Source organism: Klebsiella sp. JN_Kp126 (assembly GCF_033843325.1).
In the GTDB taxonomy this organism is placed as follows: Bacteria; Pseudomonadota; Gammaproteobacteria; order Enterobacterales; family Enterobacteriaceae; genus Klebsiella; species Klebsiella michiganensis.
Genome location: NZ_JAWXQV010000057.1, coordinates 50,876 through 65,465 on the forward strand (window position 1 = coordinate 50,876; position 14,590 = coordinate 65,465).

Below are 14,590 nucleotides of genomic sequence, written 5' to 3' on the forward strand. Positions count from 1 at the left end.
TCAAACCCTTACTCAATTATAATCTTCGAAACCTGCCATGCCGAACGGGAATAATAAATCTGATTCTGCAATTCCGGGCTACTGTCGTAAGGATAAACAATAAATAAGGGCCCTTTATCACGAATGCGCATATATTCGCCGTTCATTTTTAAAGCCAAAATTACCGGAAATTTATGAAAGTCGTCCAGGGGGACAATGGTGGTGTAATCGTTGAGCGCCAGCACCCGGGCTGACTTGCCTTTGGCGCCGACTAAATCCATGAGTTTACTGAGGGAAATGCCGTCAAAGCGGACCTTGCCCGAATACCATGGCGTGGTCGTCACCAGCGTTTCCATCCCCAGCTTTTCTAATGCGGCGACATCAAAAACGGCGGTATCGCCCTCATTCGTATTAGCAATCAGGCCGGAAATAGTTAAAACGGGTTTGCCGACAGGCGCTGGCAGTTTTTCTGCAAAAGCGGAAGGCGAAACCATGACACAAAATAAAGCTGCAAAAATTAAACGCATTTAACTCACCCTTCCGAAATTGGAGACTTGTTAATTGTAAACCATTTAAGTCATTTCTTAAAAGGTGTCCCCGTTGGGTTCAAAAATTAAAATTAAAAACAATAAGCGAAGTCCTAAGCTCGCATTCTGAACGGGCTACAAGGGCGTTCATCCCCCGGCGAAGCAAACGCTTTATGCCTTTAAACGCCCAGAGCAGGTAAAAATCTTTTCACATGCCCTTCTGCGCGGTAGTCTCAGGACAGGCGCGAATTCGGAAAGCGTCTCATTCCAATAATTAAAAACTCAGCAACAGACAGGACAGGTATGGACTCAACGTTAATTTCTCAGCGCCCCGGCAAGGAGGCATGTTCACTCAACCGCGCCCGCAGAGCGGCCTGGGGCAGCTTCGCCGGGGCCGTGGTCGACTGGTACGACTTTCTTCTCTATGGCATCACCGCCGCGCTGGTATTTAACCGGGAATTTTTCCCGCAAATCAGCCCGGCAATGGGCACCCTCGCCGCCTTTGCCACCTTCGGCGTCGGCTTCCTCTTCCGCCCGCTGGGCGGCATTATCTTCGGCCATTTCGGCGATCGCCTCGGGCGCAAACGCATGCTGATGCTGACGGTATGGATGATGGGGATCGCCACCGCCTGTATCGGTCTGCTGCCCTCCTTCAACCAGATTGGCTGGTGGGCGCCGGTTCTGCTGGTCCTGCTGCGCGCCGTCCAGGGCTTTGCGGTGGGCGGCGAATGGGGCGGCGCGGCGCTGCTGGCGGTAGAGAGCGCGCCGAAAAATAAGAAGGCGTTCTACAGCAGCGGCGTGCAGGTGGGCTACGGCGTCGGATTGCTGCTCTCTACAGGGCTGGTGTCGCTGATAAGCTCCTGCACCACCGATGAACAGTTCCTCAGCTGGGGCTGGCGTCTGCCGTTCCTGTTTAGCGTCGTGCTGGTGCTGGCGGCGCTCTGGATCCGCAACGGCATGGCGGAATCCGCCGAATTTGAACAGCAGCAGCGCGAACAGGAGCTGCAGCCGAAGAAAAAGCGTCTGCCGGTCGTGGAAGCGCTGTTCCGCCATCCGGGCGCGTTCTTAATGATTATCGGCCTGCGCCTGTGCGAGCTGCTGACGATGTATATCGTTACCGCCTTCGCGCTTAACTATTCCACGCAGAATCTCGGCCTGCCGCGCGAGCTGTTTCTGAATATTGGCCTGCTTGTCGGCGCCATCAGCTGCCTGACGATCCCCTGCTTCGCCTGGCTGGCGGACCGCTTTGGCCGTCGCCGCGTCTATATCACCGGGGCGCTGATCGGCACCCTCAGCGGCTTCCCGTTCTTTATGGCGCTCGAAAGCCAGTCATACTTCTGGATCCTGTTTTTCGCGCTTATGCTGGCAAATATTGCGCACGATATGGTGGTTTGCGTTCAGCAGCCGATGTTTACCGAAATGTTTGGCGCCAGCTATCGCTACAGCGGGGCCGGCGTGGGGTATCAGGTTGCCAGCGTTGTCGGCGGCGGTTTCACGCCGTTTATCGCCGCCGCCCTGGTCACCTTATCCGGCGGCGCCTGGCATAGCGTCGCTATCTACTTGACCGCAGGCTGCCTGCTCTCCGCCCTTACGGCGATGCTGATGAAACCCAGCCGCCAGGGCGAATAGCGTCGATAAGGAGAAATCATGATTCAGGAACCCTGCTGGCCGCTGCGCTTTAGCCACCAGCAGCTACCGGTTGGTTACTTTGCCGATCCCACCCTTGCCGAGCAGCCGCTGTTTGCCCGGGCGCTCGACGGTGAGGCGGTGGCTCAGCTCTGGCAGGCCCCGCAGGGGTTTGTGGTGCCGGGAAGCTACCGGAAATTTGCCGAACTCCCGGCGGTGAGCGAGCAGTTCGCCGGCCAGGGATGGCCGGTCTGGCAGCGCCGCTCCGGCGGCGGGCTGGTGCCGCAGGGGCCGGGAATTGTCAATCTCAGCCTGGCCTGGCCGGTCTATCACTCGCTGGGCGAAGCCGCAGAGCCGATTTATCTTTTCCTCTGCGGCCTGTTGCAGCGCACGCTGGCGACCTTTGGCGTGGCCAGCCACTGCCGGGCGGTTAGCGGTTCATTTTGCGATGGTCGCTATAATCTGGCCTGCGGCGAGGGCGAGCAGGTGCGAAAAATAGCCGGCACGGCCCAGTACTGGCGACCAATGGCGGAAGGTCGAGGCCATGTGGTTCTCGCGCACGCGGTGGTATTGCTGGATGCCGACCTGGCGGCGGCTCACCGGGCGGCCAATGATTTCGAAGCCCGGCTTGGCAGCGGGCGCGAATACCGCGCCGATAAAACCGTGACCCTGGCGGAGCTGGTTTCAGAAGGCGCCGATTTGCTGCCCCGCTTTCGCGAGGCGCTGGCGCAGCAGCTGGAAAATATCAGCTGAAGGTCGCCTTCAGATAGCGGCTGAACGTCTCTACCGCCCGCGATACGCGCGGCGTGTAGGGGCGAATGACGTACAGACTTTCCGCAAACGCATCCACCGGCCGCCATCCCGGCAGCAGCTCCTGAACCAGCCCCCGGCCAATCGCTTCCCTGGCGCTAAAATCCGGCAGTAAGGCAACGCCCAGCCCCGCCAGCACCGCGTCGCGCAGGGATTCGCTGTTATTGGTGGCAAACGGCCCCTGCACCTTCACGCTCACCCGCTCGTCGTCGCGCTCAAAGGTCCAGTGCGGGCTTTGCGGCCCGCGCGGGTAGGTGAGGCATTGATGCTGACGCAACGCGTCAGGCGAATCGGGGCGGCCAAAGCGGCGAATATAGTCCGCCGAGGCGACCACCAGGGTGGCCGTACGGCACAGCGGCCAGGCCACGTGGGTCTCCGGCAGCAGCTCGCGGCGACAGTGACGAATAGCAAGGTCGAACCCCTCGCTGGCGAGCGACACCAGTCGGTCGGTCACCTCCAGCTGGAGATGAAGCTGCGGATGCTGGTGCAGAAAAGGGGTGATGGCCGGGACCAGCTGCTGACGTGAAAATGCGACCGGCGCGGTCAGGCGCAGCGTACCGCGCAGGGGGCCGCCTTCCTCGTCGCAGGTGCCGGTAAAGATCTCGCGAATCTGCCCAAACGGCTCGTTCAGCTCCGCCACCAGCCGCAGACCATCTTCGCTTAAGGTCACGCTGCGGGTGGTTCGGTGCACCAGCGTTTTACCGGTAACCCGCTCCAGCTCGCTGATTTTCTGGCTGATGGCGGATTTGCTGACCGCCAGCTTTTCCGCGGCGCGGGTATAGCTTTTTTGCTCCTCCAGCACCGTAAGCCAGTACAGGTGGGTCCAGTAAATTTCCGGGCGGATCTCGCGCATAGCAATTGTTCACAGATAAAAACAATGAGTTCAAATATAGCGGTTTTTGCCGGCTTCAGCACGGGTTAGCATCTCTCTCACTGAGGTAACCCGACAATAAGGACCATCTGCTATGCCATTACTGACGTTTGATATCATTGAAGGACGCAGCGAAAACGAGATCAAAACCCTGCTGGATGCGGCACATCGCGCCGTGGTGCAGGCGTTCAAGGTGCCAGAGCGCGACCGCTACCAGATTGTTCACGAAAACAAAGCTCATCATATGATTATTGAAGATACCGGGCTGGGGCTGACGCGAAGCCGGGAGGTGGTGGTGGTGAGGGTATATACCAGCCCGCGCAGCGAAGAACAGAAGCAGCTTTTTTATGCCACCCTGCTGGCTGAGCTCCGGGAGCACTGCGGGCTGAGCGGCGATGATCTGATGGTCTCGGTAATCAGCAACCACAAAGGGGACTGGAGTTTTGGCTGCGGCGTGGCGCAGTACATCACCGGCGAACTTTAGCCCTGGCGGCGATGCGGCTCGCCGCATCGCCCTGCGGGTGGCGGGAAAATCAGGATCGCCGGGCGCCGGCGATACGCTGTCTGGCTTTATGTTCAATATTTTCCAGCAGCTCCTGCACGTCGTCTTCATCGATATCGAGAAACTGGCCGTCCAGCAGGGCCGCGTGAATATCATCGCGGGTCACCGACAGGCCCAGCGGTACGGCTTTGGCCTTTACCTCTTCCGCGGCCAGCGGGTGCGGGTAGCGTCGTCCCACCAGGTTGTTGAAGACGATGGCCAGCAGCGCCAGCATCAGGGAATTGAGCAATACCGGCGTCAGAACAAAGTGGTAGCCTTCACTCTGCACCCCCGCCCCGCCGAGGATCGCCGTTAACGCCACCGCCCCACCCGGCGGATGCAGGCAGCGCAGGAAATACATACCGGCGATCGCCAGCCCCGCCGCCACGCCGCAGGCCAGCGCCAGGTTCGGGATCGCCATTCCCACTGTCACGCCAATCAGCGCCGAGAGCACGTTGCCGCCGACAATCGACCACGGCTGGGCCAGCGGACTGCTCGGGACGCCAAACAGCAGCACTGCCGATGCGCCCATTGGCGCGATAAACCAGATATTGACCTCGCCTAACAGCCAGTGGCTGAACATGCTGGTCACCGCCAGTCCCGTCCCGGCGCCGAGAGAGGCCAGAACAATATGTTTTCTGGCAACCGGCAGGGCGTGCGGCTTGAGGCGACCGAGGAAAATGCGGATCCGCGAAAAGAGCGATCCGGGTAAAACGCTTAACATCGTGTAGCTCGCTTACGTCATAATAAGAACTTATGTTTCATTTTCTTTTTTTAACCTTATTTTAACAACCATGTCTTTGTCGTGGCTTTTCGTCATTCATTTTGTGAATGTAAAAACGGCGCGCGCTACGTTAAAATTCCCTCACCTCTGGGTATCAGCATTCTATGGATTGAAGGTCAAACACGTTGAATAACAAGATAAAATTAGAGAAAGAGATCGCATGGGCCAGTCAGAATATGCCGCGCACCCTGCGTCAGGTCGCCGCCCTGCCGGATCTCAGCCAGGTGCGTCTCGCCTGCTGTATGCACCTCGATATGAAAATGATCCCCCTGGTACAGGGAATTCTGGAGAAAGGGGCGAAGGTTTTTCTTACCACCTGTAACCCAACGACGGTGCAGGATGACGTGGTCGCCTGGCTGGTGGAGCGCGGCGCGGAAGCCTGCGCCTGGCGGGATATGAGCGACGCCGACTGGCAGCAATCCTGGGAAAAAGCGATTGCCTGGCAGCCGACGCATCTGTGCGAAATGGGCGCGGATATTACCACCCTACTGCATCAGCGCGGGGAGTTTGGCAACATCGTCGCGGGCCTTGAGGCGACCGGCTCTGGCGTTAGCCGCCTGGGCGATATTCGCCCCGGCTACCCGATTTTTAACTGGGATGATTTGCCGGTAAAAGAGGGCCTGCACAACCGTCATATGGTCGGCCTGACCGCCTGGCACACCTTTTTCCAGACGACCCACCTGACCCTGCATGAGAAAAAAGTGCTGGTCATCGGCTATGGTCTGGTTGGCCAGGGCGTAGCGGCGGCGGCGAAGGCCTTCGGCGGCCAGGTAATGGTAGCGGAAATCGACCCGGCGCGGAGACTACAGGCGGCCTACGATGGCTGGCACGTCGTTGAATTACAGGAGGCGATTGCCTCCGCGGACGTGGTGGCCACGGCGACCGGCGGTAAAAAAGTCGTTAACCGCCAGGCGCTGGATAAGTCCAAAGACGGAGTGTTTATTCTCAACGTGGGTCACGTGGCGGAGGAGATTGACTGTGAGTACCTGCGCCAGTTCCGTCATGAAGAGGTCATGCCCTATATCAACGCTTACCGGATGGGCGATAAAAACGTTTATCTGATGGCGAACGGTTCAATGCTCAACCTGACCGCAGGCTTTGGCGATAGCCTGAACGCCTTTGATGTGACCCTGGCGGTAATGGCCAGCGGCATTCAGCATATCGTGACCGACGGCATGACGGCGCCGGCAGATGTTTACCTCCTGCCGCAGAGCGTATGGCAAAAAGCGCTGTAAGCACATGCGCTGAATAATTTTCCCGGAGGCGGCGCGCTGCGCCTGTCCGGGCTACCGGCCCGCAGACGGTGATGCACCCGTAGCCCGGCTAAGCGCAGCGCGAGCCGGGAGAAACCACGCCAATCCATCACTCCGGCACATTCCCCGCAGGCGGCGCGATGCGCCTGTTCGGACTACCGGCCCGCAGACAGCTGTGAATTTGTAGCCCGGCTAAGCGCAGCGCGAGCCGGGAGAAACCACGCCAATCCGTCACTCCGACACATTCCCCGCAGGCGGCGCGCTGCGCCTTGCCCGGGCACCGGACCGCAGACAGCGGTGGACTGGTAGCCCGGTCAGCGCAGCGCCACCGGGAATAAAGCAATGCCTACAGCAGGGCCAGCAGAAATATGACTTCGCCCAGCTCAATCGCCGCGCCTAATGTGTCACCGGTTTGCCCGCCCAGGGTACGCTTCAGCGCCTGACCCAGCGCCCAAACCAGCACCAGAGTGATAAGCGCCGCCCGCAGACCGTTGACCCCGAGCAGCAGCGTCGCCAGCGCCAGCGCGATCCCCATGGTAATCAGCATCTGCCGCAGCGTGATTTTGCCGATAAATAAGTTGCCCAGCCCCTCTTCCCGGGCGTAGCGCTGACGATACATCAGCAGCACCGCCATACCGCGGCCGACGGCGCAGGCGGCAGCCAGCGCGGCAAGCGCCGACGTGCCGCGCAGCGCCACTTCGCTGACCACCAGCACTTTTGCAACCAGCACAAAAATCAGCGCCAGCCCGCCGTGAGTGCCCAGCCGACTGTCGCGCATGATTTCCAGCATCCTCTCGCGGCGGCGGGCGGAAAAGATGCCATCGCAGGTATCCGCCAGCCCATCAAGATGGAACCCGCCGGTCAACAGCGCCAGCGCCAGCACGCCGAGCAGCGCGGCGAGCGGGCCGCCGCACCACGGCTGCAGCAGCATCACAACGGCGCCAGCAATCGCCCCCAGCAGCAGCCCCACCAGGGGGAATGTGATGATACTGCGTTGATATTGTTCAATTTCCAGCCCCTGAGATAAACGCGCCGGGACCGGCAGGCGGCTGATAAATGATAATGCGGCAAAAAAAGACTTAATCATTGAGTGATGACTCCTGTCGATAAACCCCGCGGCAGCGGTTATTCACGCCCGCCACCGACCGTGACCTGACTTATCCGCGCGGCTGCCGCGCGGAGAAAGCCTGCCCGCGTTCTTCCAGCCGCCAGTGGGCAAGCCGGGTATCACGGTGGTGTTGAATGCGCGCGGCCATTTGGTTGTCGGAGAGCCGGGAGGTAGCGATGAAGATCGCCGAAACGAAAGAGTTGAGTAAAGATTCGGCGTCACGGCGTTGGCCGCTAAGCGCGTCGCCGGTCATCAGTATCATCGCGGCGGCACCTGTTGCAGGGACAGCATGAGATAAACCCTTCCGATATCAATATGTTTACGGCGGAAGTATACCAAATTCCTGGGTAAAGGTTCAGCGTCGCGCGGGCGGTTTTGCTAAGGAACTGTGAGGTCACGCAAGAGGAAGAAGAGGAACTCCGGCGGCGAGCGCCGCCGGAGCGCATTAACGGGGCTTACTCGGCAGATTTATCTTCGACTTTCGCTTCGCCCATCGCTTTCAGCTTTTTAGAGATATCGCGACGTTCTTTGGAGATCTCGGCGTTTTTGATGATGTAATCGTCAACGCGATCTTCGTAATCGCTCTTCATGCTGGCGATGATGCCCTGAATAGCTTCAACGCTCATGCCCGGCTTGATGTAGTCGCTCAGGTTGTCCAGCAGCAGTACGCGCTTCTGGTTATCACGGATCTTTTTCTCAACGTCCTGAATTTCACGCTGCAATTTGTTCTTACGACGGTACAGGCGAACAAACTCCAGTACGTCCTGGAAAGAAGGCTTAGTTGTTTCCATTTTTATACCCCTAATATTTGAGATTCGGATTCGCTAAAGCGACTGCTACATAGGGCTAACATAACTGTTAGCAGCCGCTGATGACAATGTTTTTTCCTTTGCCGTTATCATAACCCTAAACGCTGCTGAATCGAAGCAAGCGATGGAAAAACCACGTGAGTCTGGTCTTTATTTACGCAACGCACGGCAGATTAAATGCGACAGCAGTTCGAGCTGGCGCGCCAGCTCGATAGTTAACCAGACATAACCGTGGATGGGCGTTTCGGAGAAATTGTCGTCCTGCTGCTCTTTGATGAGCTGGCGCAGTTCGGCCACGATTTCGTTGAGCTTTTCATTGTTGGCAAGAATCGGCTGCGGATTGCCCTCATACAATGCGTGGGCGATAGTCAGCAATGTTTGCTGGGTCATTTGCTGGGTTTCGCGCAGCGTATGGGCGTTAAGCATCACGAAGTGGCCGGGACGCGACGCCCAGTAGGCGTTGATTTGCAGCTCCAGCATACACACCAGGTTACGGCTGACGGTCTGGATCGCCTCAAAGATGGCCTTCTGGATATGCGTCTCTTTGCTGGCGGGGGTAATTAATCCGCGCATTTTCACCACGTCGTTAAGCACCTTCTGCATATGCTTTTCCAGACGCGGACGCTCAACGAGGTTCGGCGAGAAGCCCGCCTGATACAGACGGTTGAAGGCGGTGACGTAGCTGGCCATCTGAATGCGCCAGTGCAGAAAGGCCCGCTGCGGCCAGATACCGGTAAACAGCATCGCCAGCAGGGAACCGAAGATCACGTCGCCGCTTCGCCACAGCGCGGTGGTCATATCGCCCGGCGGCGCGCCGACCACTACCGCCAGGGTGATGCCGATCAGCAGCGCCTGGTAGGGCTTTTTGCCCAGCGCCAGCCAGCCGCAGAGGAACATCGCCACCGCGCACCACAGCAGCATAATGGGCAGAGAGATAAGCTCCAGCTTGAGCGCCACCAGCCCGAGCGCCGAGCCGAGGATCGTGCCGCCGATACGTTCAAACGCGCGCGGTACGACGTTTCCCCAGAAGGAGATAGGCCCCATCACCACCACCAGGGTGATGAGGGGCCAGGTGCCTTCAGGGACGTTAAGCAGGCGCACCAGCACAAAGGTGAGCACAAAGGCCAATGCTATTCGCACGCCATGGACGATGCGGTAATGGCGATACAGCCGAATTTCAAATGGCTTAAGTGATTTATCCGCGCGCACAACCTACTCCGACACAACGAAAAGGCCAATTGTAACTGCTTTTTCGCCGCAAGCATCACGCGAATGTAATAAACCTTGTCAAACGAAGGGACAATGTTCTACTTCACCGCCGGCTCGACCGCGATATACATATCAATATCCCAGTAGCCATCCTGGTTACCATCGTTAAGATAGACTTCAAAACAGGGCTTCATCGCCATCTGATGGGTTTTGCTTTCCATCAGGCTCTCGAAGAACTGGTACCACGGCGTCGCAAAGTCAAAATTCTCGACTCTGGCACGGGCAACCGCATAATCCCCGCCGGCGATTTCGGTCATCATCACGCCTTCGCTACCCTCAGGAATCTGGTAGTCGTCCGCCACCGTGACGGCGGTATCGCAGCGCAGCTTTTCCGCCGGGACTTCGTCCGGGTTGTCGTAGTAAACGGCCACCCACTCCTGCGCCGGCACCTGGCTGTTATCGACCCACATCATCAGCTGTTCAAACCCCTGTTTTACCGTCTGCTCCCAGGGACCGACCAGATGAAAACCAGCAATTTTCTTCTTGCCTACGGATTTAACGTTATAGTCCATGCTGCCTCCACTGTTGATAAAATACTGTATGTATATACACATAAATTAGCAGTACTATCACCCACAGTATGTGCGGCAATTCACAAATCCGCGCGGCAAGAAGATGAAAAAATCGCCGCCATACGATTATAAACTGAACGGTAGCTCAACGCCGATGCTGGCCCCAACATCGTCGCTGGCGCTGTGGTTAGCGTCGGTGTACCACAGGGAGGTATTCAGGCGTACCGTTGGCATAACATCGCCGCTCCAGCCCAGCTGTACGCCCTTCAGCGTATCGGCGCGCGGGAAGGCTTTATTGATTCTCTGGTTTTTCGGATTGACCTCAGCGTAGACCAGCCGCGCGCTCCAGCGCTGATTCTCTTCGGTTACCAGCTCCACCTTACCGGCATATAAACGCCCGTCGCCGCCCATCGCATCGCCCAGCGGATAGCCCTGCTGGTAGTAGCCGTCTTTATAGATAAAGTGGTTATAGATGTAGTTGGTGCGCCCCATGTTCGAGCGGGTATCGTGGGCTTCCAGATACCAGTTAACCGCATTGCTGTTCCACTGATGATGCCCTTCCACGCCGCCAAGATAGAGGTGCGCCGAGGGTAAATATCCGGCTTCGTCCTCGCCGATCATCTGGCCGTAAATGCTCACCGGCCAGCCGAGGGTGGGCGCCAGCTTCAGCTTGAAATCAAAACCGGCCAGCTGGTTGCCGGGATCGTCGGCCGAGTCGCCAGTGTTATCATTGCCGGTGAGGCCGTCCCAGAAGCTGCTGAATGAGGAAGGCCGCCCTTCGCCGCCCCACTGCATAACGCGCGAGGCTCCCAGCTCCAGCGAGGTGAGCGGTGAAAAAGTCAGGCGGCCGCCGAAGATTTTGGTATGCGGTACGGCGGCGTACTGGTTCATCTGGCTGGCGGAAAGCTGGTACTGCCAGGGGCCAATCCAGCTTAGCCATGAGGTTTCCGGCGCCCGCTGTTCGGCGCGCTGCAGCAGAAAACCGGTCATGGGACGCGCGGCATCGGAGCGGATCAGGCTACCTTCATAGCCCGGCCCCCACCACTGGGGGATTTGCCCGAACGCCAGCCACTGGTTCCACAGCTTAACCGCGCCGTATGCGCCGTTGGCGTTCACGCTCGAACCGTTACTGATGCGCTTGTCGCCTTCAACATTGCCCTGCAGGTGCAGATCCCACCATTCGCCGCTGTTGTTCAGGGCGAGAGAAAGCGACTGGTCGGCGGGGTAAGACTGGGCAAACCCCTGCGGCGTGCCCGGCTTATCAGTGGAGCTGTAGCCGGTAACGCGCACGTCAGCTTTCAGCGCGCTTAATCGCTGATTTACCCGACCCAGTACCACCCGCTCTGCGGACGTTGTTGGATGGGCATTTGCCAGCGCGCGCTTAATCTCCTCTTCGCTCAGAGGCCAGGTCGACAGGCTCAACGAGAGGGTTCCACGGTCGGATAACCAGGCTAAATCATTGCGGAATTCGTTATCGGCCAGAACGAGGCCGGAGGCAAAACCAGAAGTGCTAAAAACGGTGAAAAGTCCCAGAGAAAGCGCACTACGCGCAAAGTATTTCATCTTCCCAGCTCCATTTATGGCGCACAAGCGCCAGGCTTTTTCCTGAAGGGTGACCGGGTAAGGTAATGGAGTGAAAGTAAACGAAGCGCCAACCGAAGCGGCATAATAATCAAACAGCTACGAGATGCCGCTCCGGGCGGAGCGGCGGAGAAGTTACAGTTTTTGATGCAGATAATCGCTAAAGCGCGACAGCACGCCGCCCTTGCCAACGCTTTCCAGCGTCACCAGCGGCCAGTGGGCCACCACTTTATCACCATCGTAAAGGGAGATTTCGCCAACCCGCTGGTGGGCGGCGATCGGCGCTTCCAGCACTTTGTTATCCAGCACGTATTTGGCCTTAATGCGCGAGACTTCCGACTTCGGCAGCGCTAACCAGAAGTCCTGATCGGTCCCCAGCTTAATCTGCTCTTTATCGCCATACCAGATACGCTCAACGCCGACCTGCTTGCCGTCCTGCAGGACCTGGACGGTATCGAAGTTTTGCTGCCCCCAGTGCAGCAGCTTCGCCGCCTGCTGTTCACGCCCTTTCGGGCTGTCGGCTCCCATCACCACCGCAATCAGCCGGCGCTGGCCGTCCACCGCGGAGGCAATAAGGTTGAAACCGGCGCCCGAGGTGTGGCCGGTCTTCAGACCATCGACGTTCATGGTCTTATCCCACAGCAGCCCGTTGCGGTTCTGCTGGGTAATGCCGTTCCAGGTCAGGCTCTTCTGGCTGTACATATGGTAGACGTCCGGCTCGCCGTGAATAATCGCCCGCGAGAGCACCGCCAGATCGTAGGCCGAACTGTGCTGACCCGGCGCGTCCAGACCGTGGACGGTTTCAAAATGGGTATCCTGCAAATGCAGTTTTTCCACGTAGCTGTTCATCAGCGCGACGAACTGCGGCTGGCCGCCGGCGACGTAGTCCGCCAGCGCCACGCAGGCATCGTTGCCGGAGTCAACGATCAGCCCGCGACTTAAATCGCGTACGCTGACCCGATCGCCGGGCTTAAGGAACATCAGCGAAGAACCATTAAAGACCGGGTTACCCTGCGCCCAGGCGTCTTTCCCGACGGTGACGATGTCGTCAAAGGTGATGCGGTGGCTGTCGATAGCGCGATCGACCACGTAGCCGGTCATCAGTTTGGTCAGGCTGGCGGGATTGCGCTGCTGATGCTCGTTACCGGCGGTCAGGATCTGGCCGGTGGTGTAATCCATCAGCACCCAGGAACCGGCCTGAATAGAAGGAGGCGTCACGTTGACGGGAAAATCATTGGCGGCAAATGCGCAGGAAACGCTCGCAGCGAGCAAAGATACAGCAATAAAAAAACGGCCTTTCAACGGCATATCCTCTAAATTGACAGATTCGCCGTCCTTTTTACGGAACTTCTCGTTTCAAATCAGGGTTTAATTGCAAGAAAATATGACATCGCCGACGCGAGACAAAGGGGATACCCTTCTGATGGCCCGGCAAATCGTTTACCATGAAGGCTGCTCGCCACCAGGAATAATGAACAGATTATGCAAGATAGCGCCAGCCAGCCCGGATTTTTATTTCACGATTACGAGACCTTCGGCACCAGTCCCTCGCTCGACCGACCGTCGCAGTTTGCCGCCATTCGCACCGATGAAGACCTGAATATCGTCGGCGAACCCGAAGTCTTCTACTGCAGGCTCGCCGATGACTATCTGCCGCAGCCGCAGGCGGTCATGGTCACCGGGATAACGCCGCAGGACGCGAACGCCAGGGGGGACAACGAAGCCGCTTTCGCCCGCCGCGTTCACGATCTGTTCACGGTGCCGAAAACCTGCATCGTCGGCTATAACAACGTGCGCTTCGATGACGAAGTGACGCGCAACATTCTCTATCGTAATTTTTACGATCCCTACGCCTGGAGCTGGCAGCACGACAACTCCCGCTGGGATCTGCTGGACGTGATGCGCGCCTGCTATGCGTTGCGCCCCGAAGGGATCAACTGGCCGGAAAATGAAGAGGGCTTACCGAGCTTCCGGCTGGAGCATCTGACCGTCGCTAACGGCATCGAACACAGCAACGCCCACGACGCGATGGCTGACGTTTACGCCACCATCGCCATGGCGAAGCTGGTGAAAACCCAGCAGCCGCGCCTGTTCGATTATCTTTACGCCCACCGCAACAAGCGTAAGCTGGCGACGCTGATTGACGTGCCGCAAATCAAACCGCTGGTGCATGTTTCCGGCATGTTCGGCGCGGCGCGCGGCAATACCAGCCTGGTCGCCCCGCTGGCGTGGCACCCGGACAACCGTAACGCGGTGATTATGGTCGACCTGGCCGGAGACATCGCCCCCCTGCTGGAGCTCGATGCCGACACCCTGCGCGAGCGGCTGTATACGCCGAAAAGCGAGCTGGGCGACCTGCCCGCGGTGCCGATTAAGCTGGTCCACCTGAATAAATGCCCGGTGCTGGCGCAGCAAAACACCCTGCGTCCGCAGGATGCCGACCGGCTGGGCATCAATATCCAGCGCTGTCTGGAGAACGCCCAGCTGCTGCGGGCCAATCCGCAGGTACGCGAGAAAGCGGTGGCGATTTTTGCCGAAGCGGAGCCGTTTGTGCCGTCCGATAACGTCGATACGCAGCTGTATAACGGCTTTTTCAGCGATGCCGACCGCGCGGCGATGAAAATCGTACTCGAAACCGAGCCGCGCAACCTGCCGGCGCTGGATATTACCTTCGCCGATAAGCGTATCGAGCGCCTGCTGTTCAACTATCGCGCGCGCAACTATCCCGGCACGCTGGATGAAGCCGAGCAGCAGCGCTGGTTAGAGCACCGTCGCCAGGTCTTTACGCCGGAGTTTTTGCAGGCCTACGCCGATGAGCTGCAGATGCTGTACCAGCAGTATGCGGACGATAAAGAGAAGCTGGCGCAGCTGAAGGCGCTGTGGCAGTACGCGCAGGATATTGTTTGATTGGCAGAAATTC

At 58.4% G+C, this 14,590-nt stretch carries 15 protein-coding genes; 5 read left to right on the forward strand and 10 right to left on the reverse strand.

What is annotated here, in order from left to right; translation table 11 throughout:
• Nucleotides 1-8: 8 nt before the first annotated feature.
• The gene (locus tag SIK97_RS13380) at nucleotides 9-506 is read right to left on the reverse strand and encodes a molybdopterin-dependent oxidoreductase (RefSeq protein WP_032693833.1); all 498 of its coding nucleotides are present in this window, start codon (nucleotides 504-506) and stop codon (nucleotides 9-11) included.
• Nucleotides 507-809: 303 nt separating this feature from the next.
• On the opposite strand from SIK97_RS13380, the gene shiA reads away from it, so the two are divergent.
• Both shiA and SIK97_RS13390 read left to right on the forward strand, forming a co-directional pair.
• Nucleotides 810-2,135, forward strand: a complete 1,326-nt coding sequence (gene shiA, locus SIK97_RS13385; RefSeq protein ID WP_047723385.1) for a shikimate transporter — start codon at nucleotides 810-812, stop codon at nucleotides 2,133-2,135.
• A gap of 18 nt (nucleotides 2,136-2,153) precedes the next feature.
• A complete protein-coding gene (locus tag SIK97_RS13390; RefSeq protein WP_047723384.1) occupies nucleotides 2,154-2,885 on the forward strand; it encodes a lipoyl protein ligase domain-containing protein in 732 nt (243 codons plus the stop codon).
• Here the strand turns inward: SIK97_RS13390 and SIK97_RS13395 are convergent.
• Entirely contained in the window at nucleotides 2,878-3,795 is a 918-nt protein-coding gene (locus tag SIK97_RS13395; protein ID WP_004852363.1) for a LysR family transcriptional regulator, read from the reverse strand. The two genes, SIK97_RS13390 and SIK97_RS13395, sit on opposite strands and share 8 nt — an antisense overlap.
• A gap of 112 nt (nucleotides 3,796-3,907) precedes the next feature.
• On the opposite strand from SIK97_RS13395, the gene SIK97_RS13400 reads away from it, so the two are divergent.
• Nucleotides 3,908-4,297 (forward strand): tautomerase family protein, encoded by a 390-nt coding sequence (locus SIK97_RS13400; RefSeq protein WP_047723381.1) that lies wholly within the window; start codon nucleotides 3,908-3,910, stop codon nucleotides 4,295-4,297.
• 49 nt (nucleotides 4,298-4,346) lie between these two features.
• On the opposite strand, the gene SIK97_RS13405 is transcribed toward SIK97_RS13400, so the two are convergent.
• Entirely contained in the window at nucleotides 4,347-5,078 is a 732-nt protein-coding gene (locus SIK97_RS13405) for an HPP family protein (protein ID WP_047723379.1), read from the reverse strand.
• A gap of 185 nt (nucleotides 5,079-5,263) precedes the next feature.
• On the opposite strand from SIK97_RS13405, the gene SIK97_RS13410 reads away from it, so the two are divergent.
• Nucleotides 5,264-6,373, forward strand: a complete 1,110-nt coding sequence (locus SIK97_RS13410; protein WP_047723377.1) for an adenosylhomocysteinase — start codon at nucleotides 5,264-5,266, stop codon at nucleotides 6,371-6,373.
• 364 nt (nucleotides 6,374-6,737) lie between these two features.
• Here the strand turns inward: SIK97_RS13410 and cobS are convergent, their stop codons facing one another.
• The 7 genes from cobS to dacD form a co-directional block, all read right to left on the reverse strand.
• Nucleotides 6,738-7,478 carry an adenosylcobinamide-GDP ribazoletransferase gene (gene cobS, locus SIK97_RS13415; protein ID WP_014838908.1) on the reverse strand — a complete coding sequence of 247 codons (741 nt, stop codon included), beginning with the start codon at nucleotides 7,476-7,478 and terminating at the stop codon, nucleotides 6,738-6,740.
• A 70-nt stretch (nucleotides 7,479-7,548) separates the two neighbouring features.
• Nucleotides 7,549-7,761, reverse strand: coding sequence for a bifunctional adenosylcobinamide kinase/adenosylcobinamide-phosphate guanylyltransferase (locus SIK97_RS13420; protein WP_004852374.1), 213 nt, complete (start codon nucleotides 7,759-7,761; stop codon nucleotides 7,549-7,551).
• Nucleotides 7,762-7,954: 193 nt separating this feature from the next.
• On the reverse strand, nucleotides 7,955-8,290 hold the full coding sequence (locus tag SIK97_RS13425) for a DUF496 family protein (RefSeq protein ID WP_004103624.1): 336 nt from the start codon (nucleotides 8,288-8,290) through the stop codon (nucleotides 7,955-7,957).
• 168 nt (nucleotides 8,291-8,458) lie between these two features.
• Nucleotides 8,459-9,517 carry an FUSC family protein gene (locus tag SIK97_RS13430; protein WP_004103626.1) on the reverse strand — a complete coding sequence of 353 codons (1,059 nt, stop codon included), beginning with the start codon at nucleotides 9,515-9,517 and terminating at the stop codon, nucleotides 8,459-8,461.
• A gap of 98 nt (nucleotides 9,518-9,615) precedes the next feature.
• Nucleotides 9,616-10,089 carry a DNA gyrase inhibitor SbmC gene (gene sbmC, locus SIK97_RS13435; RefSeq protein WP_025107721.1) on the reverse strand — a complete coding sequence of 158 codons (474 nt, stop codon included), beginning with the start codon at nucleotides 10,087-10,089 and terminating at the stop codon, nucleotides 9,616-9,618.
• 126 nt (nucleotides 10,090-10,215) lie between these two features.
• Nucleotides 10,216-11,652, reverse strand: coding sequence for a capsule assembly Wzi family protein (locus tag SIK97_RS13440; protein WP_047723374.1), 1,437 nt, complete (start codon nucleotides 11,650-11,652; stop codon nucleotides 10,216-10,218).
• Between the two features lie 153 nt (nucleotides 11,653-11,805).
• Entirely contained in the window at nucleotides 11,806-12,972 is a 1,167-nt protein-coding gene (gene dacD / locus SIK97_RS13445; protein WP_014230017.1) for a serine-type D-Ala-D-Ala carboxypeptidase DacD, read from the reverse strand.
• 180 nt (nucleotides 12,973-13,152) lie between these two features.
• Between dacD and sbcB the strand changes: the two genes are divergently transcribed.
• Complete coding sequence (gene sbcB / locus SIK97_RS13450; protein WP_057173218.1) at nucleotides 13,153-14,577, forward strand: exodeoxyribonuclease I; 1,425 nt, start codon at nucleotides 13,153-13,155, stop codon at nucleotides 14,575-14,577.
• Nucleotides 14,578-14,590 lie beyond the last annotated feature (13 nt).